A 23,475-nucleotide genomic window follows, 5' to 3' on the forward strand; every position below is an offset into this window, starting at 1 on the left:
AATTATGGACAGTATTTCAGGACTACAAGCCACCCTTGAACAAGTCTATAACCAGATGTTGCCACTGTGCAGCAGCCTCATCGGCGCAGCGCAGGGTATAGCCGGCTTCGCCGCGCTCTGGTATATCGCCTCAAGGGTCTGGCGGAGCATCGCTGCCGCCGAACCCATTGATTTTTATCCTTTGCTGCGGCCTTTTGCTTTAGGCATTGCTATCATGCTTTTCCCGACGGTGATCGCCGTAATGAACGGCATCCTGCAACCGGTGGTCAGTTCCACCAATAACATGGTACAGGATTCCAAACAGGCCATCCAAACCCTTTTACAGCAGAAGACCGCCGCGGAGCAGCAAACCCAGCAATGGCAAATGTATGTTGGTGCCGATGGCGATGGAAGTCGCGACAAATGGTATGCCTACACGCATCCGGACGATCCAAATGACAGCAATGAAGGCATGATTGGCAGTGTCGGCAACGATATGAAGTTTGCCATGAGCAAAGCAGAGTATAATTTTAAGAACAGCATTAAAGAGTGGATGTCGGAGGTTTTAGAAGTGCTATACGAGGCGGCAGCCTTGTGCATCAATACTATCCGCACGTTCCAACTTATTGTTTTGGCGATACTCGGCCCGCTGGTATTCGGTATTGCCGTTTTTGACGGTTTCCAGCATACCCTAACCGTCTGGATGGCGCGTTATATCAACGTGTTTTTGTGGTTGCCGGTCGCTAATATCTTTGGCTCTGTCATCGGTAAAGTGCAGCAAAACATGCTGCAAATTGATATTTCGCAGATACAAAGTTCAGGCGATACTTTCTTTAACAGCACGGACGTAGCTTACCTCGTGTTTTTGCTCATTGGCATTGTCGGCTATTTCACCGTACCCAGCACCGCGAATTATATCGTACACGCGGGCGGGGGTAATACACTGGTCAATAAGATCAATAGTTTGGTCAGCAGCTCATCAAGAGCCGTCGGTTCTGCCTTCTCAGGTGGTGGTGGTGGTGGCATGCAGGCAGATGCACTCGGCAACCAGCGTGAGAACATGACGCAAAGCTATGCAGTCAACAGCGAATCTGAAGGCTATTTCAAGGATAAGCTGAAAGACGAAAAACCAAACTCAAACCCAAATTCAAGATCATGATCAGCCAACTCAAAAACATTGACAGTGCTTTTAAGCACATTAAACTATTCAGCTACGTGCTGATCGCGGCCTGCGTAGCGATTTCCAGTTTTTCGGTCTATAAAAGCTACCAGTCATCGACGGATTTTAAAAACCACATCTATATCCTGGCAAACGGCAAGGCTTTGGAAGCTTTTGCCGCCGACCGTAAAAGTAATATTCCCGTGGAGGCCCGCGACCATATCAAAGTGTTTCATGAGGATTTTTTTACGCTTGATCCTGATGATAAACAGATACAGGCCAATATCACCAAAGCCCTGTATTTAGCTGATGGCAGCGCCAAAACGCAATACGATAACCTGAAAGAGTCCGGATTTTATGCCAACCTTATTTCCGGTAACATCAGCCAGCAAATCACGGTCGACAGCGTGCAACTGGATATGAACCAGTACCCCATTTATTTCAAATGCTTCGCTACCGAGAAATTGGTCAGGACCTCTTCGACCGTCACCCGCAGCCTGGTCACGCAAGGTTACCTGCGTAACGTTTCCCGTTCCGATAATAACCCGCATGGCTTTTTGATCGAAAGATGGGAAACGCTGGAAAACAACGATTTGAGTACCAAAGCCCAGCAGCCATGAAATTATTGAAGCGAAAAAATCTCCAGGCAGGTTTTGACAGAAGCAATATGTTGTCGGCACATTTAGCGAAACGTATCTCACGCAAACAAATACAGCTGGCAAATTACCTTAACCGCAAAACAGCGTATTGGAGCAACGCGTCGAAAATGATCGCGCTATTCCTTTTCTGCCTATTGTTCGGCGGTGGCTGCCTCTATTTAATTATTAAAGCATTTTATTAAATATTAATCATGAATCAAACCATTCAACAACAGCGCACGAGGAAGCTATTGCTCGTCTTGCCGCTTTTCATTATTCCCGTACTTGTGTTTATCTTCTGGCAATTACAACACTCGAAAGCTAAAGCAAAAGATCAAACTGCCAATCACGGCCTGAATACCCAATTACCCGGCGCGCAATTCGATAAGCATGCCAGGACGCTGGATAAAATGAGCTTTTACCAGCAGGCTATACAAGATTCCAATAGATCCAAATTGTTGTCCGGCAACCCTTTACTTCAAAAATTCGGTTTTAAACGCGATTCAGCAAAAGCCAGTCAAAATCCCCTTATTAACAAAAATGGCAACGATCCCAATGTCCTGCGAATTAACCAAAAACTGGCAGAGATCAACCGGCAGATTTCAGAACCGCAACAACAATCTTTGCCGTCACAGGCTAATCTGCCTGCTGCTACTAACACGAAGTCCTTTGATAAGGAGGTAAGTAAGCTGGAAATGATGATGAAAACTATGAACGGTAATCAGGGCACTGACCCGCAAATGCAGCAGCTATCCACCATGCTCGGCCAAATTCAGCAAATACAAAACCCTGCGATGGCCAAGGCCAAACCCGCGGCACCGATTGCCGATAGTGCTTTCAAAGCGATTCCCGCAATCGTCGACGGTAACCAAAAAATTCTACAGGGCGGTGTCGTCCGGCTGAAACTCACCGATACAGTGCGAATAAAAGGCGGCTTATTGTCGAAAGGTCAGTTGCTGTTCGGCTTCTGTAATATTACCAACCAGCGGCTGTTACTGGACATTAAAAATATCCGGCTGGGCCACGCCATCATCCCTGTTAACCTCACCGTTTTTAGTTTGGATGGTTTACCGGGTATCCCGGCCCCTGAAGCCGAAATCACAGGCGCGGCGGGGCAGGGCGCGGACAATGCCTTGCAGGATATGCAATTACTAAGTATGGATCAAACGGTTGGCACGGAGGCCGCCAGCGCAGGCATTGATGCCGCCAAAGGCTTGCTGAGTAAGAAAGTCAGGCATATCAAGGTAAAGTTAAAGAACGGCTTCCCGATACTGTTACGTAATAATAACCAGCACTAATGCAACAGGACTATTGGTTTGGCGAAGATCGTCTGCACCTGGAAAGCTGGCAGCACCATACCGATGCCTGGTTGATACGGGTACCGCTGCAGCATGCGTTCATCGATCACGTCAACAGTGCGGAACTTGAAAAGCTTATGAAAAAGGTTGACTGGCAGCGCGCCGAATTCCCGGAAACCCGTTACAGCCCCCAGTTGCAGGCCATCATTTCCACTGACCCGCTGATCACCGGCATCTGTAACGAGTTGCAGCAACTCCATGATGCCGAAAACCGGCAGGGAACCCTACTAGCGCGCAGCCTGGAGATAAAGTACTGGAGCCTTGGGCCATACGACCAACTGATCCACCCGCAACATCGCCTCGATGGTCAGCGCCTGGTGCACCACGAGATATTTCAACCCGGCACAACGCCTGCGGAGGCCTACCGGCAATTAGGCGGCATTAGTCAATCACAACACCATGAAATGAACTTAAATAATATTAACATCATGAACACGGAAAATTTAGATTACCTCAAAAAGAATTTGCTGAACCTGGGGTTTGGCGACAAGGTCAACGGCGAAATGGAAAAGCTGATCACAGCCAAAGTGCCGGAATTCAGCCTGACTACCGGGCAGGAATACAATAAAAAGAAAATGGATTATACGCTGCACTTTAAGGCCGGCGAACAAAACGATATGTATTTCTTTAACCGTTACGAAGCTTCACTAAAGAACGAGGCCGACCCGACCAAAGACCGTATGCAAACCCTCTTTATCAATAGAGGCCATGGTGTTACGGCTAAAGAAGCATTTAATCTATTGGAAGGAAGGGCCGTAGAAAAGAAGCTTTACAATAAAGAAAATGAGCCTTATACAGCCTGGCTAAAGCTGGATTTTAAAGAGAAGGATCAATACGGCAATCACCTGCTGCATAAATTTGGTGAAGGGTATGGTTACAACCTCGAAAAAACGCTGGCAAATTACCCCATCAAAGAACTAAACGATAATCAGCAAAAAGAAGAATTGCTTCGTTCTTTACGTAAAGGGAATGCCCAGCAGGTCTCCATTGAAAAAGACGGCCAAAGTCACAAATATTACCTGGTCGCTGAACCGCAGTACAAAACGCTGAATATATATGATTCCAGTATGAAGTCCGTCAAGCGTGAGCAAATGCTGAAACAGGAAAACAGGCCCGACCAAAGCCAGTCCCAAAGCAAAAAGAATAGTCAGAAAAACCAACAGGAGAATAACCCCAAAAAGCAGCAATCGCGAAAACAAAAAGTCCATTAATAAACAAGCCCCGAAAGGGGCTTTTTATGACTCGTCATTATCGTTGTCTCCGATCTGATCGTATTTAAAAATTTCCGGAGCAACCATCTTTAGAACAGGAGGTCGTTTGTTTAATCCCAAATTATGAAAATGTTCGTCTATAAAAGCAGAAAAAGGTACTTGTTTAGATAAGATGTAGTCATTTCCTTCTTTTTGATTCCTGAATTTTAGGTGTGAATCAATTTTAATATGATTGGCAAATTTATTCAAGACCTGATGTAACGGTATGCTTTCTGTTAATCCAACCTGGTGGAAAATCAGTGAATCAATATTAATGATCACCAACGGCTTGATATGAGTAGTATAAAAGCCTTCTTTTTTTAGAATATCAATTTCTGCTTGAAACCAATAGTTGATCAAACTATTCAAACCAGGCACATTATACTGGTGGTCATGTACAACTATGATAGGATAAATGGAAATTTTCCGGTAGTCGTAGGAGGTATCCAGGTCAAAACCTTTGGAGAGTAATTTTTTAATGAAGTTGATCAACTGCATTATCCCAACATGCTTTTCTTTTCCATCAATTACTTCAAAATATAGTTTTTTCTCAAACTCATCCTGGTAGCGTGCAAAATCAAATGATGTTTTAGCATCTGCCGGAATTAGAAAATCTTTGGATTCAAACAGCAGAACATCATTGTACTTCCTGACATAATAATCAGGTCCGCCCTTTATTTTTTTATTTGCTATATGATCCCCGGAAAACTTTATGCATTTTTCTGGATAGATGACTTCGACTACATGGTATAAAATCACCTGTTCAGAGAAATCATTGCCGATCACACTTTTTAGATTCTTTACTTTTTGATCGTCCGGTAATGTATTATTCACACTCCTCAAAAGGAAATACATTCCTTTGTATATTTTTTCCGCCACAAAAAGGTTAAATATGATCCTGTAAACGCCATCACTTATTTTATAAAACGGCCTGGAACGTAAGGTCAAAAAATCATATTCTTCCAGATCTTCTGTTTCTTCGATAATTAATTTATCCAAAAAAACACAAGATTTTTCATACGTCTCATTCTTCGTTACTGTAAAGTCTGTATGTCCTTCATTGCCCACCTGAATCATGGTAAAAGACAATGGAATGAAGCTTTTCAGATATTCCTGCCAATTTTTTACGTCAAAATACTTTAAGAAAGCATTGAACAGCATTGATGTTTTTGCATTCAGTTCTAAAAATTGAAACAAAAGGGTAGCCTTGAAAAGCTGGGTTAACCAAATTTCCTTTATATCATAATAATGGATATCAGACATAGGGTAATTCATGCAGAAAATTTTCATCGGTAACACTAATTCCTTTGGTAAGTTTTGGGTGGAATCGAAAGCTTTGTGCTGCTTAGCTGTGCGTTCAGAATTGACGACGAGATAAGCTTTGAAAAAGTTAACTTCAAATTCAGCTTTGGTTTGTCTTTCCTTTTCTGCAGGCCTTTTAAAAAAATATTCGAAGAGTTTAAGGCTGCTGTAGGCGTTGATCATTCCTACTTTTCCTTGCTTTTCTAATTCTTTGATCTTTAGATCAAGGTGATAAGAAAGTCCTTGGTTCTCCGGCCCGAAGAATAAGTTTAATAATTCTTTATTGTCATTGTATTTTGAGTCATGACTTTTAAATCCTAATAGTGAAACAGCGACGTTTAATATTGACGCTTTACTGCCGCCCTTTAAATATTCTTCAATCCTCAGCGGTTTTTCATTGGGGAATACTGTTTCAAAATCCAGTAATGTACCCATGTTGATCGGGTTTCTGATTATGTTTTTGGAATAAAGCATACAATATTTAAATGTTGTCCAAAAATAATCAATATAACAAACACTATTTGAAGAGACCGGTCGGGTAAACGGTTTCATTCATTTACTACGTAAACTGCGCTCATTCTTTCAACCATTTACCTCTTCGCACAGCAAGAGCCTGTCTGCCCGCTGCCGATCCCGCGAACCTAAACCGGACCGTACGCTGCGCTTAACCCGGCCGGTTTATCCCGCTCATCGGGTAGACAGGCACTTGCTTTATCACCCCACCCGCTTATAAATCAATGTGCCTCAATGACCTTGAAAGGGGAGACCTTGATTTTTTTCAAAAGAAGGAAAAAAAGCCAGCCAAGTTGTGCCCTCATTGCTGCGATTGCTGTAAAAACAGCCAAAAGACTACGGCATAATGGCGCGGGTGTTTGTTTTTTTGGCGCGCCACCTAAAGGACTTATTCCGTTTCCTTTTGGCTTTGCAAGGGCACCTTGTATTGCTTTCTTTTTTTCCTTTTTCTTTTGAAAAAAGCTTTTTAGGGGAAAGGGACGAAAGAGAAGAAGAATTAACAAATTTTTTAACTCTTAAATTTTTAAAGAAATGCAAACAGCAGAAAAAAATGCAAAGGCTGCACAAGGTGCAGGCGCAAAAGGTAAAGAAGTAAAAACTGAAAACCGCCCGAACATTACAGGGAAAGAAGCCAAAAAAGATGAAGCTACCGACAATCAAAAACCTGCCCAAACTTCGGAAGTTGAGGCAGCCCAAACCAACGAAGCAAAGGCAGGTGCAGCCCCTGCAGTGGGTAACCAACCCGCTGACATTGCAAAGCAAGCCGAACAGCCCGAAGTAAAAGCCGAAGCGCCAAAGGCGGAAATTAAGTACATCAAACCGGCTATGAATTTGGAGCAGACTATCAAAACCGTAAATGACCTGCACCGCAGGAGCATTCAGCGTTTAGCCTTAATTGCGCGTATCAAATTACTGGAAGATTTCGAGGTGAAACTGGTTGAGGAAAACGATGAACTGGAAAGCAACCCGTATCAGGGCTGTAAGCTGATTATCAAAGATGATAAAAACAGGGAGTTTACCACAAACACCCCTAATCTTATCCGTATGGTATCACAATTTATTTTTGATGCCTGCCACGAGAAGTTAGCGGAAATTGAAGCCAACATCATATTCCCAAACGCTTAAACAATTCAGCAAATGCCCCGTCCGCCAAACGGCGGGCGGCGGCATTTATAGTTTCACCTCAAAATAACGATAAGATGTACGATTTATTTATAGAGCTGACCAACCAACTGTTTTGGGAGGGCTACGCATCACAATTGGCAAAAGAGAACCCCGCAGGTTTCCAGTTTGAATTTAACGACTTCTTAAAAACTTACGGCTATGCAGGATAAAATATTGCTCCTTATACGGGTGATGGTGGAAACCCGCCATAAACATATCAACGAGGCAATCAGGGAACTGGAAACAAATACTCGTATCACTATCCCGAGCACGAAAAATGTAAAAGTGCTGAAAGCCGAGTTATTGAACACGCACCAAAAAACGTAGTGTTATGAAATGGTTTAACGACTGCCAGACGCTCGAAGAAGTGAAGGCAACCTATAAAAAACTGGCTAAACAGTATCATCCCGACTTAGGGGGTGATACTGTTGCCATGCAAGAAATCAATAAAGAATACGCTTTCGCCTCCGCCAAAGCCATCAAAGACGCTAACCTATCCGAAGAAGAAACTGAGCACGAAATATTATCTTCGGAAGCCTATCGAAATGCGATTGAAAAAATTATCCATTTGGACGGTATCACTATTGAACTGGTGGGTTACTGGATTTGGGTTACTGGTGACACTTATCCCGTAAGGGCGGTTTTGAAGGATGCAGGATTTTTCTTTGCCTCCAAAAAATTAGCCTGGTATTTCCGCACAGCGGAATACAAAGTATCTAAAGGCGGTAAAAAATCCCTCGATGAAATCAGAGATAAATACGGAAGCGAAGTATTAAATGACAATAAACCAAAGAAACGGTTTATAAAAAACTAAGGGGCGCAAGCCCCTTTTTCATTTGCCGTCATTGTGTGAAAACCGCAAAGGCTACTTTTCTTTTCTTCAGTCGCCTCAAAGAAAAGTAGCAAAAGAAAAGGGCTTTTTTATTTATATAGATAATTTAAGCGTTGACAGGCTCACATCTTTCTAAATGCAAAAATAGAATTGATGATATGTACACTCACTTCTGCCGCCCGTTTACTTTTTAAAACGCTGGATACCATAAACAAGCCTGCCGTACTTAAAGCCAGTGGTGGTGAGGTTTGCGCTTCCCATAAGGGAGGCGCTACCTGCGTTCTCAGACCTGTCCATTCCTGGTCGGTAAGGATGTACAAAAAATCGGGCGGGAAACGTTTATGATTTCTCTTTATCGTGCGGCGGAGTGTTGTTACATCTACTTCGTACAATTCGGCTGCATCAAAATCCAACATGACTTGTTGCCCCCTGATCGTGTAGACTTTATTAATGATTATATCGGTTGAAATTGACGTTTGATTATTCATAATTGTGTTTTTAATTGAAGGAGTTTATTCCGTGATGAACTTTTCATAGGAATGGTCATCATTCCTTTTCTCTATTTCCTTATTTACCTCATCGATCAACTGCTGTTCTGTCGGCAGATACAATTTGTATTCACTGGCAACAATGGTTTTATTATTTTCCGGCAATGAAAACTTTACGACGGCATTGTTTTTATCTGCACAAAGTAGAATGCCGATGGTAGGATTTTCAAAGGCTTTCTTTTCTATCCGGTCATAATAGTTCACATACATTTGTAGTTGCCCGATGTCCTGGTGAGTAAGCCGGGTTGTTTTGATTTCAACGATGACAAATGCCTGTAAAAGACGGTTGTAAAGAACGAGATCAATAAAAAAATCGTCTCTTTCAATATGCAGCCGCTTTTGTCTGCCAATAAACGCAAACCCGTTGCCTAACTCTAAAAGGAACTCTTGCAAGTGGGTAATAATAGCCTGCTCCAGGTCCTTTTCATAATAAGATGCTTCCCGTTGCAGCCCTAAAAATTCGAGATACATAGGATCTTTAATTATATCCTTAGCATCAGACGGCGGCTGTTCATTCCTGGCCATTGCCAATATACTTTCCCGGTCATTACTCATTAATAAACGCTCCCATAGGCTACTGTGAATTTGTCGCTCCAACTGGCGCACTGTCCAGATATTTTTTATTGTTTCGGCAATATAAAAATCCCTTTCATCCTGTTTACCAATGCGCAAAATGATTTTGTATTGGCTCCAACTCAATTGCGAATACAGTGTATTCGCAATTGGAAATAGACGATAAAATTGCCGGATAAGCTCCACTTGCCGCTTAGAAAACCCGCTGCCAAATTCCGGTTCTAATTGTTCAGCAATGAGCCTGGTGAGGTAGTTGCCATAATCGGCTCGGTCTTTTTCCTGCTGCTCTTCTTTAAAAATGCGTTGCCCGATATGCCAGTACATTTGTACCCGTTCAGTATCTACAGCACGAATTGCTTTATCCCTTGAATTAAGGATAATCGTTTTAATATCTGTTATAATAGATTGATTAATCATCATGACTTTGTGGTTTATTAACATTATTTAATTGTACTCTCATAACCTGAAGTTCCAGATTGGAGCTTCAGGTCTGTCTAGTTTTTCCCATGGGTTTCATTAGCATGTATGTTAAGCCCAATTGCGTCCGCATTGCGGACATAATTCGTTCCTATTTTATTGGCTATTCAATGGATATAACCGAAACCTGGTTTAACTTCGCAGGCATCTTGACCATTAACTTTTTCTTCAACTCGTTCATGTCGTCACCAATCTTTTGCGCTACAATTTTGGCATATATCTGCGTAGTCTTGATAGATTTATGGCCCAATAGAGCGCTAACCGTTTCTATAGGGACACCGTTAGCCAAAGTGACAGTCGTCGCGAACGTATGGCGGGCGGTATGCGTGGTAAGCGTTTTGTTGATACCACAAATAGTTACAATTTCCTTTAAATAGGCATTGTATTTCTGATTACTCAATACTGGCAACAGCAACCCGTTAGTTTTGCGAACAGGATGGTCATTATATTTCTCGATGATCTCTTTCGCAATAGGTAATAGCGGTACACTTTCCCGGCAAACAGTGCTGGTTACTTTATGACGGTTTTTAACTACCCATTGTTGACCGTCAAAAAAGTCGATGATATGATCGGTAGTTAGCAAACTTGTGTCTTTATAGGCAAACCCGGTAAAACACATAAACAGATAAACATCTTTAATTTCTTCTAAGCGTTTGATCTCAAAATGCTTATTGTAAAGCGTCATAATTTCCTGCTCGGTCAAAATATCCCGTTCAGGATCGATATACCCGCATTTATAAGTTTGTATCGGATTGGTGGGTATCCAGTTCCGCTCGACGCCTGTTTTTATAGCGTGTTTAACATGCTTTAAATACTTCTTCGCCGTATTACCATTAATGTCCTCATCTAACATCAGGTAATCGACAAAATCTTCTGCAAAGGCAAACCTGATTTTGTCCAGCCTTAAATCTTTAGATTTGTATTGATGTTGGATAAAATTGACCGTCTTCGCACGTATGGTTCGCAACTTTTTTAATGAAGCAATCGAGCGGTGGTGCTTTTCTACCTTTTTTTCAAAACGTTCGATCACAAAATCGATGGCGTTAAGCAAAGTTTTAGGTTGCTCGGTTTTACCCTGATAGGCATCCTTCAGCATTTCTACCGTTACTTCCTCGCCCTGCGATTCAAGCCAGCTGTAAAGTTGGCGAAGCTTTACCTTGCATCGCTCAATGTCATTATTCAGCAATCGGGCATCCTGCGAATTGCCCCTCATTCTGCCAGCTTCCTGGTCCCATAAATTTTCCGGCACTTTTTGGCCTGAAGAAATTACAGCTCTTTTAAGATTGATTGTAATACGGATGTCCAGCGATAAACTGCCGTCTTTGGATTTCCTGGCACTTTTTGGCAAAACCAGGATGGAAAGTTTTTCATTGACTTTCATAAAAATTGGGTTTTAAGTGAATGATTTGTTTTCATTCGCTCTCAAAACCCGGTTTCATTGAATCATCGAAAATGGTTGATCACCAATTTCAGCATTAAAACGCCCATTTTAAGGGTCGCTCAATGGACTTTCAAGAGATTAATTGAATCTGATATGGATTTTTTCAATCTCATTTAAAGGCAATATAATCAGCAGTTTAACTCATAAAAAGGCTACCACTTTTTAAAATCTATTGGTAGCCTTCATGATAGCCTTTTATACTTGGAAAAACTGGTCAAATTTGATAGACAATTTTTTTCAAAAACCCTCTAAAAACGCTGGAAACGCGGTTTTATAAAAAAAGACCTTCGCAAGAAGGTCTTTTCAGTGGAGCCGGAGGGATTCGAACCCTCGTCCAAACATGGTATAAGGTACGCTTTCTACATGCTTAGCGTCTGTTTAATTGTCGGGGAGGGGAAGGTCAGCAGCTTACCTGTACCGTCTCCCGTAGGTGCTTTGTTTCGCCGGGTGCCCGCACCTTACACTTGGCTAGTTTCATTTTTCGATGCCCCGATTGCCGATCCAATGAAACGGAGAACCGGCGGGACAAAAGCTATGCTAATTCTAAATTAGGCAGCTAAGGCGTAGTTATTTTCGCCATTTGTGGTTTTGAATGTTCTGATTAAAGCGCTAATTCATCCAACGCGCTGCATGCTTACATACTTATCTCCATCCTGTCAATTCCGGTCGACCCCATTTTTATTGAGCCACCGCTAACCAATGGCGGTATGCGATAGTAGAACAACAAAGATACCAATTTTAACTGCTTTCTGAAAATTTAACAAAATGTTACTATCTGATTATAAACTTGCGGCTCTTGTTGTGTTAAACTGAAATAGGAGCTAAAAAAAGTAGCGATGGGCGCTGTTATTTTGTTTTTATAAGTTCGTAATGCTCGCCTTCATCGTCGAAAACGGCTTTAATTACTTTACCGTTGGTGTCTTTTACGAAATCTACATCGAGGTCCATAATTTTTAGAAAAAAGTGATGATCGTTTTGCGCGTACAAATTTGTTTTACCCAAATTAACCGTTGGCGACTCTATTTTTAACCGACCATTTACCACAGAAAGTATCGCTTTTATTTTACCATTGTATTCGCCCGTATATTGCTGTAGTACACTGGCCGGCAATTTTACGTTTTGGCGATATGGTATATAGTTTTCCCAATACCAGGGTATAGTTACACCGGTCAATTTTTCAACCAGCTCTTTAAACATGCTTTCACCGCCGTTGCTGTTGCACATGATAACAATGGCTATCTTCTTGTCGGGGAAACCAATTACATAATGGCCCCAGCCATCTAAACTGCCCTCCTTAAAAAAGGCTTTCCCATACGGTGTGGTAAATAAACCCCAGCCCAAGCCGTAAGATAACTGCGTAGTCTGATTGTTATTGTTGATTGATGAATCTGCCTCATCAGACTGGTGTTTTGATTTGATAATGATCTGCGGCGAAAATATATCGCGTTTAGATTTTGACGACAAACCCTGGCCCTGCATTACCGCGGCCACAAAACGGGTATAGTCAGTAATCGTCGTTTCCATTGATCCGGCTGCTGCAGCCTTAGTGTATTTTATTTTCGTGAGCGTGTCGCCATTCCAGTCGTGCCCAACGGCATAGTTGTTTTCAAATCTTGGTTGCCATACAAAATCTGTATGCATCATATTAAGCGGCTTAAATACCTTTTCTCGCGCCAGTATTTCAAGCGGCTTGCCGGTAATAGTTTCAACAACTAATTGCAATAGTTGTATTCCCTCGCCCGAATAGTTATAGTGTGTGCCGGGCGTAAACAATATTTTAAGCTGATGATCGGGCCTTAATTCGCGCCAATTAGGGAAACCCGTTGTGTGCGACAGACACATGCGGGCGGTAATTAGCTTCCAACGGTTATCGCCTGTCAGATCTTTATAGTTATCGTATTGCGGCAGCGGTTTAGTCAGGTATTGGTAAAGCGGCTTATCAAGGTTTATTTTACCTTCATCAACCAGTTGCATCACCAAATAGCCAAACAAAGGTTTTGCCAGCGATGCCGCGTATAACGAGGTGACAGGTGTGTTTAATTGCCTGGTCGCGCTGTTTTTGTATCCGTAGCTATTTACAAATGTGGTGACATTGTTATTAATGATACCCAATTGCAAGCCTGTAACATCGGCAGTATCTATCAATTTTTTGACGATGCGATTGATTGCAGTAACCGGCATGGTTTTACCATCGGGCCGTTTGATTTGCTGCGCGATGGTGTGGCTAATGGTTAAAGCAAAGGCTAATAATAGTGGTAAGGCTCTTTTTTTCACAAGTATCGGTGATATTTTAACACTGTCTAATTTAGTAATATATCCCCATTGCAGGCCCCTATAAATATTCCTCTTTTTAGTCCCGCGAATTATTCCTTTCAAAATCAATGTCTTATCAAAACACACAGAAACACGCCCAACGAAACAGTCAAATTAAACGATGTCTATTAAAAGGACGCAAACCCCTAACCAATATCATTATCGCACCTAAATGAAATACATTAACAAACTATGCTGCTATTTGGGTTGGCATGAATGGATAAACAGAAGTAAGTTCCATCGCAACTGCCTCCATTGCAAGGCACATCAAATGCGAACACATTTTAATATGAAACAGTGGTCTTACCATAAATATGATGAGAAGTTAAGTGAATGACAGTGTAGGGCACACTTAATAGAAATAGCCGTTCATCCACAAGGATAAACGGCTATTTTATAGTTAATGATTATGAAACGGTTTCGACTGCTAACTGGGTGGTTTTAACGCGCCCCGGGTAAACTTTTAAAGCTTCCTCCAGGCACCTCATTGCTCTGGCCAGGTCGTCGTTATTTAAAACGTATGCCAGCCGAACCTCATTCAAGCCTGCACCGGGTGTGCTGTAAAAACCTGTTGCAGGGGCCATCATCACCGTTTGGTTTTCATAGCTAAATTCTTCCAGCATCCATTGGCAAAATCTGTCAGAATCGTCAATAGGCAGTTGTGCCATTACATAAAACGCCCCGCCCGGATTAGGGCAGTAAACGCCATCCATGTTATTTAAGGCGGTAACTATGGTATTACGACGAGCGGTATATTGGGCTTTCACGCTTTCAAAATATTCGTCAGGTGTATCTACTGCTGCCTCGCCGGCAATTTGTTCAACCATGCCGGGGCTTAGCCGGGCTTGGGCAAACTTGATAGCCGTGTTCCAGAATTTGCGATTTTTAGTGATGATACAACCCAGGCGGGCGCCGCAGGCACTATAACGCTTGCTCATGGTATCAATAATAATCACGTTTTCATCCAATCCATCCAAGTGCATTGGCGATACAAACTCCTGATTGTTATAGCAAAACTCGCGGTAGGCTTCATCAGCAAATAAATACAGATCATGCTTTAAAACCAGCGCTTTCAAGGTTTCCATTTCTTCGCGAGAGTACAGGTAACCCGTCGGGTTATTAGGGCTGCAAATAAAAATTGCACGTGTTTTATCGGTAATGGTTTTCTCAAACTCACTTATCGGCGGCAGCGCGAAGCCGTTACTAATGTGCGATAATATTGGTTTTACGATAATGTCGCTTTGACTGGCAAAACTGTTATAATTGGCATAGAACGGCTCTGGAACTATCACTTCATCGCCCGCATCTAAACAGGTCATAAAGGTGATCGATATCGCTTCAGACCCGCCTGTAGTTACAATAATATCTTCGGGGGTAATATTGTACCCGGCTTTATTGTAATATTTGGTGAGTTGTTTACGATAAGATAAAGTACCTTCTGAGGGCGTATATGCCCAAACTTTAAAGTCGATATTCTTTACGGCATCTATCATCCCCGAAGGGGTTTCAATGTCGGGTTGTCCAATATTAAGGTGATATACTGTTTTGCCGTCAAGCTTAGCTTGGTCGGCATAGGGTGTTAATTTTCTGATGGGGGAGGCGGGCATCCGCTGACCCTTACGGGATATACTTGGCATTTGGCAAAAATAGAAAAAAGATGAATTTTATGTGGATTAAAATATGGTTTATGTAATAAAATTGTCCTAAAACAAAAAAGACCCGAATATTCGGGTCTTTTTTGTTTTGCTAACTGACCCTTTATTCTGTAGAGATTAAAGGGTTAAGTCTTAAATCACTACCTGGTACTTGGTGCCGCCGCCTTGGCTACAACTTCGCCGATGATAGTTAAGTATTTTTGTGGGGTTTTAGCGTTGCTGGTAACCACAATAGTTTTACTAAATGGTGCTGCTACTGCTGCATTGTAAGTAATAGTGATTTTACCGGTAGCTCCTTTTTTAACCGGAGTTTTGGTATAATCGGCAATAGTACAACCGCAGGTTGGTTTTACCTCGGTAAGGATCAATGGATCAACACCTGTGTTAACGAAAGTAAATACAGTAGTAACCGGGGTACCTTGAGGTACTTTACCAAAATCGTGTTTTTCTTCGTTGAATTTAAACTCTGGTTTGTTAGGGTCAGGAGCCGGAGCTGCTGCAGGAGTAGTTTGTGCCGATGCGTTTAGTGCAAAGCCTATAACCACCGCGAACATTAAAAATATTTTTTTCATAACGAATGTTTGATTGATACAAATATAAAAGGTTTAACCATACTATTATTGTTCATTTTAAAATTAATAGCCTGTTTTTGTGCCTTGTACGGCAATGAACAGTAATTTGTTAGCTTTAAAACAGAATTTTTACAATTGTAATTGCCTCGCCATAGTTGCCGCAACTGCATTGCACCATTAAATAGTTTTTTTATGTTTGCCAATATCGGGGCCAGGCGGTTATAGCTGCACAGTTTCAACAAAACATCTGCCATTAATGTTAATAAAAACTATAGCATAAACGGCTTGTTTTGGTTGATAGGTATACCGATTACCAAATAGATTTTTTTAATTTTACCGTTTAAACAAACGCTTATGCCCGAAACTACAAATCCAGGTACCAGTAAAATAGATCTTGCTGAACTGAGTTTTGATGATTTCAAGAACGTGGTGATTAATGATTACCGCATAGCTTACGAAAGTCGACAGGCAAGCCTGATCGGACGCCGTGAGGTACTGACGGGTAAAGCCAAGTTTGGCATATTTGGCGACGGTAAAGAAGTTGCCCAGTTGGCTATGGCCAAAGCCTTCCGTAAAGGCGACTGGCGCGCGGGCTATTACCGCGACCAAACTTTCATGTTTGCTACAGGCATGAGTAACCTGACTGATTTTTTCGCTCAACTATATGCTAACCCGGATATTGAAGTAGAGCCTGCATCAGGCGGCAGGCAAATGAACTGCCACTTTGCTACCCGTTTTATTAATGAGGATGGGAGCTGGAAAAACCAGGTAGATAGCCTGAATTGCTCGGCAGATATGTCGACTACCGGCGGGCAGATGCCACGTTTGCTGGGTTTGGCTTTTGCTTCAAAGCTTTATCGCCAAAACAAAGAACTGGCGGGATCAAACCAGTTTTCTGTTAACGGCAACGAGGTTGCTTTCGGTACCATTGGTAATGGAGCTACTTCCGAGGGTTTGTTCTTCGAAGTATTTAATGCTGCCGGGGTGTTGCAGGTACCTATGGCTATTTCTGTTTGGGATGATGCTTACGCGATATCTGTCCCTGCTGATCTGCAAACTACTAAAGGAGATATATCTGAGATACTAAAAGGCTTCCAGCGGGAAGATGGTACCAACGGATACGAAATATTTAAAGTTCGCGGCTGGGACTATGTAGCCCTTTGCGAGACTTATGAACGCGCTATAGCTTACTGCCGTACAGAACATGTACCGGTGCTGATCCACGTTGTGGAGATGACACAGCCGCAGGGGCATTCTACTTCCGGTTCGCACGAGCGTTACAAAAGCAAGGACCGTTTAACCTGGGAAGGGGAGTATGATTGCTTACTTAAAATGCGCGAATGGATGATCGAGTCGGCTATTATTACCGAGGATGATCTGAGCTTTTTAGAGGATGAGGCCAAAAAACATGTACGCGAATGCCAGCGCTCAGCCTGGGATAACCTGGCTGCCCGCGTAAAAATAGAGATTGATGAAACTGTAAACCTGATTGACCAACTGGCGCAGGTATCGGCCCATCACAATGAGTTGGATGCGCTAAATGCCGAGTTATTGGCTTGCGTTGACCCGGGTAGAAAAGATACTACCACCGCGGTGCGTAAAGCGTTAAGATTAACCGTTAGGGAGTCATCCGAAGAGAAAAATGCTTTAAGCAATTGGCTGGAGCGCGAGAACGATAAAAATGCTGATCGCTTTAATTCAAAACTGTTCAGCAATTCGCCGCAATCGCCATTAAAAATAAAAGAAACGCCTGCAGAATATGCAGACGAACCGCAGCTGCTTGACGGCCGCGAGATATTAAACGCCTGTTTCGATGCCAACTTTACCCGCGATAAAAAGATCGTAGCTTTTGGCGAGGATGTTGGCGCCATAGGCGATGTGAACCAGGGCTTCGCGGGGTTACAAAGTAAATATGGTCAGTTGCGTATTACCGATACAGGTATTCGCGAGTCGGCTATTATTGGTAAGGGTATGGGCCTGGCTATGCGTGGCCTGAAACCTATTGCCGAGATTCAATATGTAGATTATGTGCTTTACGGTATTACTGTATTGAGCGACGATTTGGCCAGTTTAAGTTACCGTACCGCCGGTGGTCAAAAAGCCCCGCTTATTATACGTACCCGCGGGCATCGCCTGGAAGGTATCTGGCACTCAGGTTCGCCGATGGGGATTATTTTGAATGCTATGCGCGGGTTGCATGTGTGTGTACCCCGCGATATGACACAGGCTGCCGGTATGTACAACACCCTGCTGCGTGGCGACGAGCCTGCTATTGTAGTAGAATGTCTAAACGGATATCGCCTGAAAGAAAAATTGCCTTCAAATGTAGGCGAGTTTACGGTGCCATTAGGCAAAGCCGAGATTTTGCGCGAAGGTGCGGATATGACTGTGGTGTCTTACGGCTCTACTTTACGGGTGGTTTTAGAAGCTGCCGTTGAATTAGAAAAACTGGGTATTCATATCGAAGTGATCGATCCACAAACTTTATATCCTTTTGATATTGATAACATATGTGGCAACTCGTTATATAAAACTAATAAATTGTTGGTGGTTGACGAGGATTTACCGGGTGCAGCTTCAGCCTATATCTTGCGTAACATCATCGAATCGCAAAAAGGATACTATGCTTTAGATTCGCCGCCGCGTACCTTGACCGCTAAAGATCATCGCCCGCCTTACGGTTCGGATGGTGATTACTTTACCAAACCATCGGTTGATGATGTGGTAGAGATAGTTTATGGCATGATGAGCGATAGCAATCCAAGCACCTATCCGCCGATATATTAATCGAACAAAAAAATAAATTTATATAATGAGTGACCTAACCGGTCGCTCATTTTTCTTTTAAACTATTTACCTATGAATATCGAATTTTCTGAAATATCTAACATTATAAAAAATCGCCGCACCACAAAGCCATTCATGATGAATGGCCAAAAAGCCACGAACGAGCAAATTAACCAACTCTTAGAACTGGCCGACTGGGCACCAAACCACGGCTTAACTGAGCCCTGGCGCTTTACGGTATACTCAAACCCCGCAGACTTTTGTCAGGCTCACGCCGAATTGTACAAGCAAAACACACCGCCCAACGAATTTGCACAGGGCGTTTATGACAACCTTTCACATCAGGGTGATCAAGCATCGCATGTAATTGTAGCGGTAATGCAGCGGGGCAATTTGCCTAAGATCCCCGCATTCGAAGAATTGGCGGCTACTGCCTGTGCGGTACAGAATATCTTACTGGGCGCTACTGCGGCGGGCCTGGCGTCTTATTGGGGTACCGGCGGCATGATACTAAAACCCGCGATGCGTACGTTTTTAAACTTACGCGACGAGGATGAGGTAATGGGCGTGGTATACCTGGGCTATGCTGATGAGCAGCCGCAAGGTGTAAGGCAAATTCCGCTGTCCGAAAAGGTTAAGTGGGCGTAAGCACAACTTTTTGTCCACCTGTTTCGTATATTCAGTAGTTATTTAATCTGAGTATAATTGTTTTGTTGGATTTTAAATAATTGTTAATAAAATTTATTTATTAGTAAATATTGTGTATATTTGTATACCAATTGTACCAGCTCACACCTGATTTTTATTAACTATTGAATTTAAAACTCAAAAGAATATGAGAAAACATTTTTGGTGGATAGGTTGCGTTTCGCTGATGTTATTAATCAGCATTGTCGGCTTTACGCCGGTTAACGCGACGAAAAATTCAGACAATTTTAAGACTACACATACGGTTACTGCTAAAGAGCTATTTGCTCAATACGTAAGCACCATATATCAAACTGCCCGTTTACAAGAAACAGGTATGGATATGGGAGTTTTCCAAAAAGCGCTGACCGGTTATTTCAATATCAAATCTGCAAATAACCTGGCTCAAAACAGCTCGGTAATTACGGTGGTTGATTTTAGCAAATCAAGCCGCGAAAAACGCATGTGGATCGTTGACTTGCTGAACAAGCATTTGCTATTAAACACCTGGGTAGCACACGGACAAGGTAGTGGCGACGATATGGCAACCAGTTTTTCTGATAATAACGAGTCGCATCAAAGCAGTTTAGGCTTTTATCTGGCCGATGATATTTATGTAGGTAAACATGGCCGTTCGTTACGTTTAGATGGCTTAGATCAAGGCTTTAATACCAACGCCCGCTCACGTGGTGTAGTGGTGCATGCTGCAGAATATGTAAGCGAGTCTGCTATAGCACAAATGGGTCGTTTAGGGCGTAGCTTTGGCTGCCCTGCGGTATCGCCACAGGTAATAGATCAGGTTATCAATACTATAAAAGGTAAATCGGTATTTTTTATCAATGGTAATAATCCAAGCTATACCTCGAAATATTTAAACGATTCGGTTTTTGCGAATTTTACGATGCCTGCGGATAGCACGTCAATGATCAATTCGCCGACTTTATAAGAATTTCATTGTTTTTCAATAATAAAGAATGCCTGTCTCGTTATGAGGCAGGCATTTTGCTTTTGTTGTCATTGCGAGCGAAGCGTGGCAATCGCGAACATTGCATCCTTGCGATTGCCGCGCTTCGCTCGCAATGACAATTTTAAATAGGTTAATGCAGATTATCAAAACGATTGCCCTATTGAGAAATAAATCGTCGTTGTTTTTGCAGTGGTGGCCTGGATGTACAGATCGTGTTTCTGCAAAATGTTAGTCATGCCGATATCCACATTCATACTTACGGCAAATCCACGATTGAGCTGAAAGCCTAATACAGTAGTTGCTCCATAGTCCAGCGATTTGAAATCGCCACCGTTACCAAATTTATATTGATAGGTAGCCTGAACATCGCTTAAAGCTGTTGCGGTTTCTGTTTTACTATTTGCGCTGATACCCTTAGCAATAAACGGACCTGCACCCAGAAATATATTTGCACCCGCATTGCCAACGGGCAAATGGCCTATGAAATCAACCGGAATTTCGAGATAATGGAGATTGTAAATGCTGGCAACAGCAAAATTATTTGTTCCTGAAACTTTGCCGCCCATGCCCTGGTATATCAGTGCGGGCCTTATAGAAAAGTAGTCGTTATACTGGAAATCCAGATTAAAACCTACAGAGAGCGGGCTGGTCAGGCTGGTATAAGCTTGATAACTTGTTGGCGCTTTAACAGATAGGGATGCATAGTTTGAACCACCGGCCAGCCCATAAGTAATTTTTGGTCCGTCGTAATTGTCTACCAGGTTTTGCGCCAGTGCTAAAAATGCGTTTGCAATAAGAGCAAGCGTAAGAAAAACAGATCTCATTAATCAATTGATAAGATAAAGGCAGCAATATAATATTTTTACCGATGATTAACTTATCGACATTTTAACCGAGAGCCTTCTTTTATGTCAATTGCGAGCGAAGCGCAGCAATCGCAGGGATGCAATATTCGCGATTGCCACGCTTCGCTCGCAATGACAGTTATAGCATTTGGCTTATTTCAACGTCGCCAAAGCATTATACAATACAATATCCAAACCATAAACATCCGGGCGTACCTGTACCGTACCCGTGCTATCTACCCAACCCGTCATATAGGTAATCAATACCGGTACTTTTGGCGATAAGGCTATTGACGTTGGCTCGGGGTTGTCTTGTCCCATGTCTTTAGAGATCAAATCATATTTGGCACCTTCGCCAAATAAGTTTAGCGCTAAACCTTGCGGATCGCCCAGGCGTACGCAGCCATGGCTAACTGCACGCATAGATTGACCAAATGCCGCTTTAGCAGGGGTGTCATGCAGGTAAACGCTGCTTTGGTTGTTGAACAAAAATTTGATCTTGCCTAGAGAATTCTGATCGCCCGGTTTCTGTTTAAACTCATAATCGGTAGCGGAAACCTTATCCCAGTCGATATCATCCGGGTCAATCAGTGAGCCATCTTTATAAACGTTAATGCCTTTATTCTCCAGATAATAACGGTCCTTCCTGGCTTCAACAATAATTTCTTTACTGGCAATGCTTTGGGGGATATTCCAAACCGGGTTTACGTCAACACTATGAATCATACTGCTTAGTTGCGGGGTAGAGTGACGGTTAGGTTTATCTACTTTATCGGTATCCACATAGTTCTCTAGTGTTTTGCCATTATTCATGTCGCGGCCCTGGCCAACACACACTTTCATATTGAGTATAGATTTTCCGTCCTGCATCACATCTAACCTAAAGTCGGGAATGTTTACCATAACGAATTTACTAGCGTTAGGTCTGTTGCGCCATCTTAAACGTTCCAGGTTGGTAATGATAACCCGCTTAGTTTCTTCTGCCGATGCGCCGTCGGCTACCGTACCGGCGGCCAGCGCTTTTTGTAACGCCAGGTAATTTGGATCTTTGGGTTGAATACTATCCAGGTAAGTTTTTAAATCCGTCACCTGGAAAACTTTAGCTAACGCATTGCTATCGGGGCGTGGAGTAGCGATAAAATATCTTGAGTAGATAGATTTGGGGTTAACTATGCCATACTGTAAAGCGTTGCTGTAACGCATTAAGGAATTGGCCGAAAGAATCTCCAACTCGGCTATGTCATGATACGCTTCGTCTAATGTTTTGATACCTTTTTTGTTGTGAAATTTATTGATCAGTGCTGCTATTTCACTGGCGTTAAATAACTCCGGGTTAAGCCCGTGCTGGCCGGCATTTTGAAAATAAGTGACAGACGTATTCATGTCTTTATTAAAGATGTGGTCCATCACAAAAACCGGGTCGTAGTTATTTTGCTCATAAAAATTGCTGATGTAGGAGCCGTAAGTAAGTTTTGATTTTTCATCGGCCAATACTTTTTGAAATACATCGGCCAGGCCTTCGGGAGTAACATCTTTAAAAACCTTATTTTGGGTTTTTTGGTAAAGGGTTTTGCCCATGTCTGAGCGACTTTTTTTACAGCTTTGAAAAACAACGGCTGCGGCAATAAACAGAACTATAGTAAGTTTGGTAAAATTTTTAGTGTTGATTGACATAAGTTTAAATTAATTCACGGGGCGTATAGCAATACATATACCATTTATAAAAAAAAGCGCATAATATTTGCTGCTGAAATATACTCAATAAAAAATAGTTAGTACTATATGGCAGATAACCACAAACCTGAAGTTTGGCTACGCGGCCCGCTGGATGGAATACCGCCCCTGGTGCAGCCCGTGGCGCATGCCTTATTGCAGGCCAGGGAGGAAGTAAACGCTATTATGGCCGATTTTCCGGAAATACTATTATGGGTGAAGCCCGTGGGTTTGGCCTCGCCGGGTTTTCATTTGCAGCATTTAGCAGGTGTATTGGATAGATTATTTACTTATGCAAAAGGCCAACTGCTTACGCAACATCAGCTCAATAAATTATCGTTGGAAGGACATATGCCCGAAATAGGCTACAGTGTAAGTACTTTACTGGAAATTTTTAATCGCCAGGTAGAAGATGCCGTCCTTCAACTCAGCAGTACAGATGAGCTAATGTTGACCGAGAAAAGAGGAGTGGGGCGCGCGCAAGTACCGTCGACGGTTATTGGTTTATATACCCATGCGGCCGAGCATGTGATGCGGCATGTTGGGCAGTTGTTAGTTACAGCGAGGATGTTGCAGGGGTAGGATGTTTGTCATTGCTGGCGTAGTCCGATCCCGAACGTTCGGGACGAATCTTGTATAACTTAATTGAAATGACGTCATTGCGAGGAACGAGCGTGACGATCTCTTACCGGACGATCAAAG

The 23,475-nt window shown here is 42.6% G+C and carries 21 protein-coding genes and 1 other RNA gene; 11 read left to right on the top strand and 11 right to left on the bottom strand.

Translation table 11 applies throughout. The features are described from left to right. Positions 1-4: 4 nt before the first annotated feature. The 4 genes from traJ to HB679_RS10335 all read left to right on the top strand — a co-directional run bounded on the left by traJ (position 5) and on the right by HB679_RS10335 (position 4,345). Positions 5-1,138 carry a conjugative transposon protein TraJ gene (gene traJ / locus HB679_RS10320; protein ID WP_214071886.1) on the top strand — a complete coding sequence of 378 codons (1,134 nt, stop codon included), beginning with the start codon at positions 5-7 and terminating at the stop codon, positions 1,136-1,138. Continuing rightward, positions 1,135-1,758 carry a conjugative transposon protein TraK gene (traK, locus tag HB679_RS10325; protein ID WP_214071887.1) on the top strand — a complete coding sequence of 208 codons (624 nt, stop codon included), beginning with the start codon at positions 1,135-1,137 and terminating at the stop codon, positions 1,756-1,758. Before traJ ends, traK begins: the two co-directional genes overlap by 4 nt. A gap of 230 nt (positions 1,759-1,988) precedes the next feature. Then, positions 1,989-3,074, top strand: coding sequence for a conjugative transposon protein TraM (traM, locus tag HB679_RS10330; RefSeq protein ID WP_214071888.1), 1,086 nt, complete (start codon positions 1,989-1,991; stop codon positions 3,072-3,074). Then, on the top strand, positions 3,074-4,345 hold the full coding sequence (locus HB679_RS10335; RefSeq protein ID WP_214071889.1) for a hypothetical protein: 1,272 nt from the start codon (positions 3,074-3,076) through the stop codon (positions 4,343-4,345). Before traM ends, HB679_RS10335 begins: the two co-directional genes overlap by 1 nt. 24 nt (positions 4,346-4,369) lie before the next feature. Here the strand turns inward: HB679_RS10335 and HB679_RS10340 are convergent, their stop codons facing one another. Further along, on the bottom strand, positions 4,370-6,121 hold the full coding sequence (locus tag HB679_RS10340) for a hypothetical protein (protein WP_214071890.1): 1,752 nt from the start codon (positions 6,119-6,121) through the stop codon (positions 4,370-4,372). Between the two features lie 299 nt (positions 6,122-6,420). Then, complete coding sequence (locus HB679_RS10345; protein WP_214071891.1) at positions 6,421-6,702, bottom strand: hypothetical protein; 282 nt, start codon at positions 6,700-6,702, stop codon at positions 6,421-6,423. Positions 6,703-6,730: 28 nt separating this feature from the next. On the opposite strand from HB679_RS10345, the gene HB679_RS10350 reads away from it, so the two are divergent. The 3 genes from HB679_RS10350 to HB679_RS10355 all read left to right on the top strand — a co-directional run bounded on the left by HB679_RS10350 (position 6,731) and on the right by HB679_RS10355 (position 8,177). Then, entirely contained in the window at positions 6,731-7,324 is a 594-nt protein-coding gene (locus HB679_RS10350) for a hypothetical protein (RefSeq protein ID WP_214071892.1), read from the top strand. Positions 7,325-7,398: 74 nt separating this feature from the next. After that, positions 7,399-7,533 carry a hypothetical protein gene (locus HB679_RS20615; protein WP_255547575.1) on the top strand — a complete coding sequence of 45 codons (135 nt, stop codon included), beginning with the start codon at positions 7,399-7,401 and terminating at the stop codon, positions 7,531-7,533. 161 nt (positions 7,534-7,694) lie between these two features. Next, positions 7,695-8,177, top strand: a complete 483-nt coding sequence (locus HB679_RS10355) for a J domain-containing protein (protein ID WP_214071893.1) — start codon at positions 7,695-7,697, stop codon at positions 8,175-8,177. A 140-nt stretch (positions 8,178-8,317) separates the two neighbouring features. Here the strand turns inward: HB679_RS10355 and HB679_RS10360 are convergent, their stop codons facing one another. From HB679_RS10360 to HB679_RS10390, 7 genes are all read right to left on the bottom strand, one after another. After that, a complete protein-coding gene (locus HB679_RS10360) occupies positions 8,318-8,683 on the bottom strand; it encodes an ORF6N domain-containing protein (protein WP_214071894.1) in 366 nt (121 codons plus the stop codon). A 24-nt stretch (positions 8,684-8,707) separates the two neighbouring features. Then, on the bottom strand, positions 8,708-9,736 hold the full coding sequence (locus tag HB679_RS10365) for a PDDEXK nuclease domain-containing protein (protein ID WP_214071895.1): 1,029 nt from the start codon (positions 9,734-9,736) through the stop codon (positions 8,708-8,710). A gap of 160 nt (positions 9,737-9,896) precedes the next feature. Beyond that, positions 9,897-11,174, bottom strand: coding sequence for a site-specific integrase (locus HB679_RS10370; RefSeq protein ID WP_214071896.1), 1,278 nt, complete (start codon positions 11,172-11,174; stop codon positions 9,897-9,899). Positions 11,175-11,538: 364 nt separating this feature from the next. Beyond that, positions 11,539-11,908: a transfer-messenger RNA gene (gene ssrA, locus HB679_RS10375) on the bottom strand. Between the two features lie 172 nt (positions 11,909-12,080). Continuing rightward, positions 12,081-13,508 (bottom strand): serine hydrolase domain-containing protein, encoded by a 1,428-nt coding sequence (locus tag HB679_RS10380; protein WP_346345145.1) that lies wholly within the window; start codon positions 13,506-13,508, stop codon positions 12,081-12,083. A gap of 446 nt (positions 13,509-13,954) precedes the next feature. Next, positions 13,955-15,184 (bottom strand): pyridoxal phosphate-dependent aminotransferase, encoded by a 1,230-nt coding sequence (locus HB679_RS10385; RefSeq protein ID WP_214071897.1) that lies wholly within the window; start codon positions 15,182-15,184, stop codon positions 13,955-13,957. Positions 15,185-15,342: 158 nt separating this feature from the next. Next, on the bottom strand, positions 15,343-15,774 hold the full coding sequence (locus HB679_RS10390) for a DUF1573 domain-containing protein (protein ID WP_214071898.1): 432 nt from the start codon (positions 15,772-15,774) through the stop codon (positions 15,343-15,345). A 354-nt stretch (positions 15,775-16,128) separates the two neighbouring features. Here HB679_RS10390 and HB679_RS10395 point away from each other — a divergent pair, with 354 nt between their 5' ends. The 3 genes from HB679_RS10395 to HB679_RS10405 all read left to right on the top strand — a co-directional run bounded on the left by HB679_RS10395 (position 16,129) and on the right by HB679_RS10405 (position 20,194). Continuing rightward, positions 16,129-18,561: an alpha-ketoacid dehydrogenase subunit alpha/beta gene (locus HB679_RS10395; protein WP_214071899.1), complete on the top strand. Its 2,433-nt coding sequence runs from the start codon at positions 16,129-16,131 to the stop codon at positions 18,559-18,561. Positions 18,562-18,633: 72 nt separating this feature from the next. Further along, positions 18,634-19,209, top strand: a complete 576-nt coding sequence (locus HB679_RS10400; RefSeq protein ID WP_214071900.1) for a nitroreductase — start codon at positions 18,634-18,636, stop codon at positions 19,207-19,209. Positions 19,210-19,396: 187 nt separating this feature from the next. Further along, on the top strand, positions 19,397-20,194 hold the full coding sequence (locus HB679_RS10405; protein ID WP_214071901.1) for a murein L,D-transpeptidase catalytic domain family protein: 798 nt from the start codon (positions 19,397-19,399) through the stop codon (positions 20,192-20,194). Positions 20,195-20,358: 164 nt separating this feature from the next. Here the strand turns inward: HB679_RS10405 and HB679_RS10410 are convergent, their stop codons facing one another. Together HB679_RS10410 and HB679_RS10415 are read right to left on the bottom strand one after the other, a co-directional pair. After that, positions 20,359-21,039 (bottom strand): outer membrane beta-barrel protein, encoded by a 681-nt coding sequence (locus HB679_RS10410; RefSeq protein WP_214071902.1) that lies wholly within the window; start codon positions 21,037-21,039, stop codon positions 20,359-20,361. Between the two features lie 174 nt (positions 21,040-21,213). Beyond that, entirely contained in the window at positions 21,214-22,734 is a 1,521-nt protein-coding gene (locus HB679_RS10415) for a L,D-transpeptidase family protein (protein ID WP_214071903.1), read from the bottom strand. Positions 22,735-22,842: 108 nt separating this feature from the next. Between HB679_RS10415 and HB679_RS10420 the strand changes: the two genes are divergently transcribed. After that, positions 22,843-23,355: a DinB family protein gene (locus HB679_RS10420; protein WP_214071904.1), complete on the top strand. Its 513-nt coding sequence runs from the start codon at positions 22,843-22,845 to the stop codon at positions 23,353-23,355. The last annotated feature ends 120 nt before the right edge of the window (positions 23,356-23,475 follow it).

Source organism: Mucilaginibacter sp. dw_454, assembly GCF_018449775.1.
GTDB lineage: Bacteria > Bacteroidota > Bacteroidia > Sphingobacteriales > Sphingobacteriaceae > Mucilaginibacter.

Coding starts and splice junctions, on each gene's coding strand:
- HB679_RS10335 (WP_214071889.1), top strand. CDS start 3,074: ATGCAACAGGACTATTGGTTTGGCGAAGATCGTCTGCACCTGGAAAGC.
- traM (WP_214071888.1), top strand. CDS start 1,989: ATGAATCAAACCATTCAACAACAGCGCACGAGGAAGCTATTGCTCGTC.
- HB679_RS10365 (WP_214071895.1), bottom strand. CDS start 9,736: ATGATGATTAATCAATCTATTATAACAGATATTAAAACGATTATCCTT.
- traJ (WP_214071886.1), top strand. CDS start 5: ATGGACAGTATTTCAGGACTACAAGCCACCCTTGAACAAGTCTATAAC.
- HB679_RS10410 (WP_214071902.1), bottom strand. CDS start 21,039: ATGAGATCTGTTTTTCTTACGCTTGCTCTTATTGCAAACGCATTTTTA.
- HB679_RS10355 (WP_214071893.1), top strand. CDS start 7,695: ATGAAATGGTTTAACGACTGCCAGACGCTCGAAGAAGTGAAGGCAACC.
- HB679_RS10370 (WP_214071896.1), bottom strand. CDS start 11,174: ATGAAAGTCAATGAAAAACTTTCCATCCTGGTTTTGCCAAAAAGTGCC.
- HB679_RS10340 (WP_214071890.1), bottom strand. CDS start 6,121: ATGGGTACATTACTGGATTTTGAAACAGTATTCCCCAATGAAAAACCG.
- HB679_RS10400 (WP_214071900.1), top strand. CDS start 18,634: ATGAATATCGAATTTTCTGAAATATCTAACATTATAAAAAATCGCCGC.
- HB679_RS10385 (WP_214071897.1), bottom strand. CDS start 15,184: ATGCCAAGTATATCCCGTAAGGGTCAGCGGATGCCCGCCTCCCCCATC.
- HB679_RS10350 (WP_214071892.1), top strand. CDS start 6,731: ATGCAAACAGCAGAAAAAAATGCAAAGGCTGCACAAGGTGCAGGCGCA.
- traK (WP_214071887.1), top strand. CDS start 1,135: ATGATCAGCCAACTCAAAAACATTGACAGTGCTTTTAAGCACATTAAA.
- HB679_RS10390 (WP_214071898.1), bottom strand. CDS start 15,774: ATGAAAAAAATATTTTTAATGTTCGCGGTGGTTATAGGCTTTGCACTA.
- HB679_RS10405 (WP_214071901.1), top strand. CDS start 19,397: ATGAGAAAACATTTTTGGTGGATAGGTTGCGTTTCGCTGATGTTATTA.
- HB679_RS10395 (WP_214071899.1), top strand. CDS start 16,129: ATGCCCGAAACTACAAATCCAGGTACCAGTAAAATAGATCTTGCTGAA.
- HB679_RS20615 (WP_255547575.1), top strand. CDS start 7,399: ATGTACGATTTATTTATAGAGCTGACCAACCAACTGTTTTGGGAGGGC.
- HB679_RS10420 (WP_214071904.1), top strand. CDS start 22,843: ATGGCAGATAACCACAAACCTGAAGTTTGGCTACGCGGCCCGCTGGAT.
- HB679_RS10360 (WP_214071894.1), bottom strand. CDS start 8,683: ATGAATAATCAAACGTCAATTTCAACCGATATAATCATTAATAAAGTC.
- HB679_RS10415 (WP_214071903.1), bottom strand. CDS start 22,734: ATGTCAATCAACACTAAAAATTTTACCAAACTTACTATAGTTCTGTTT.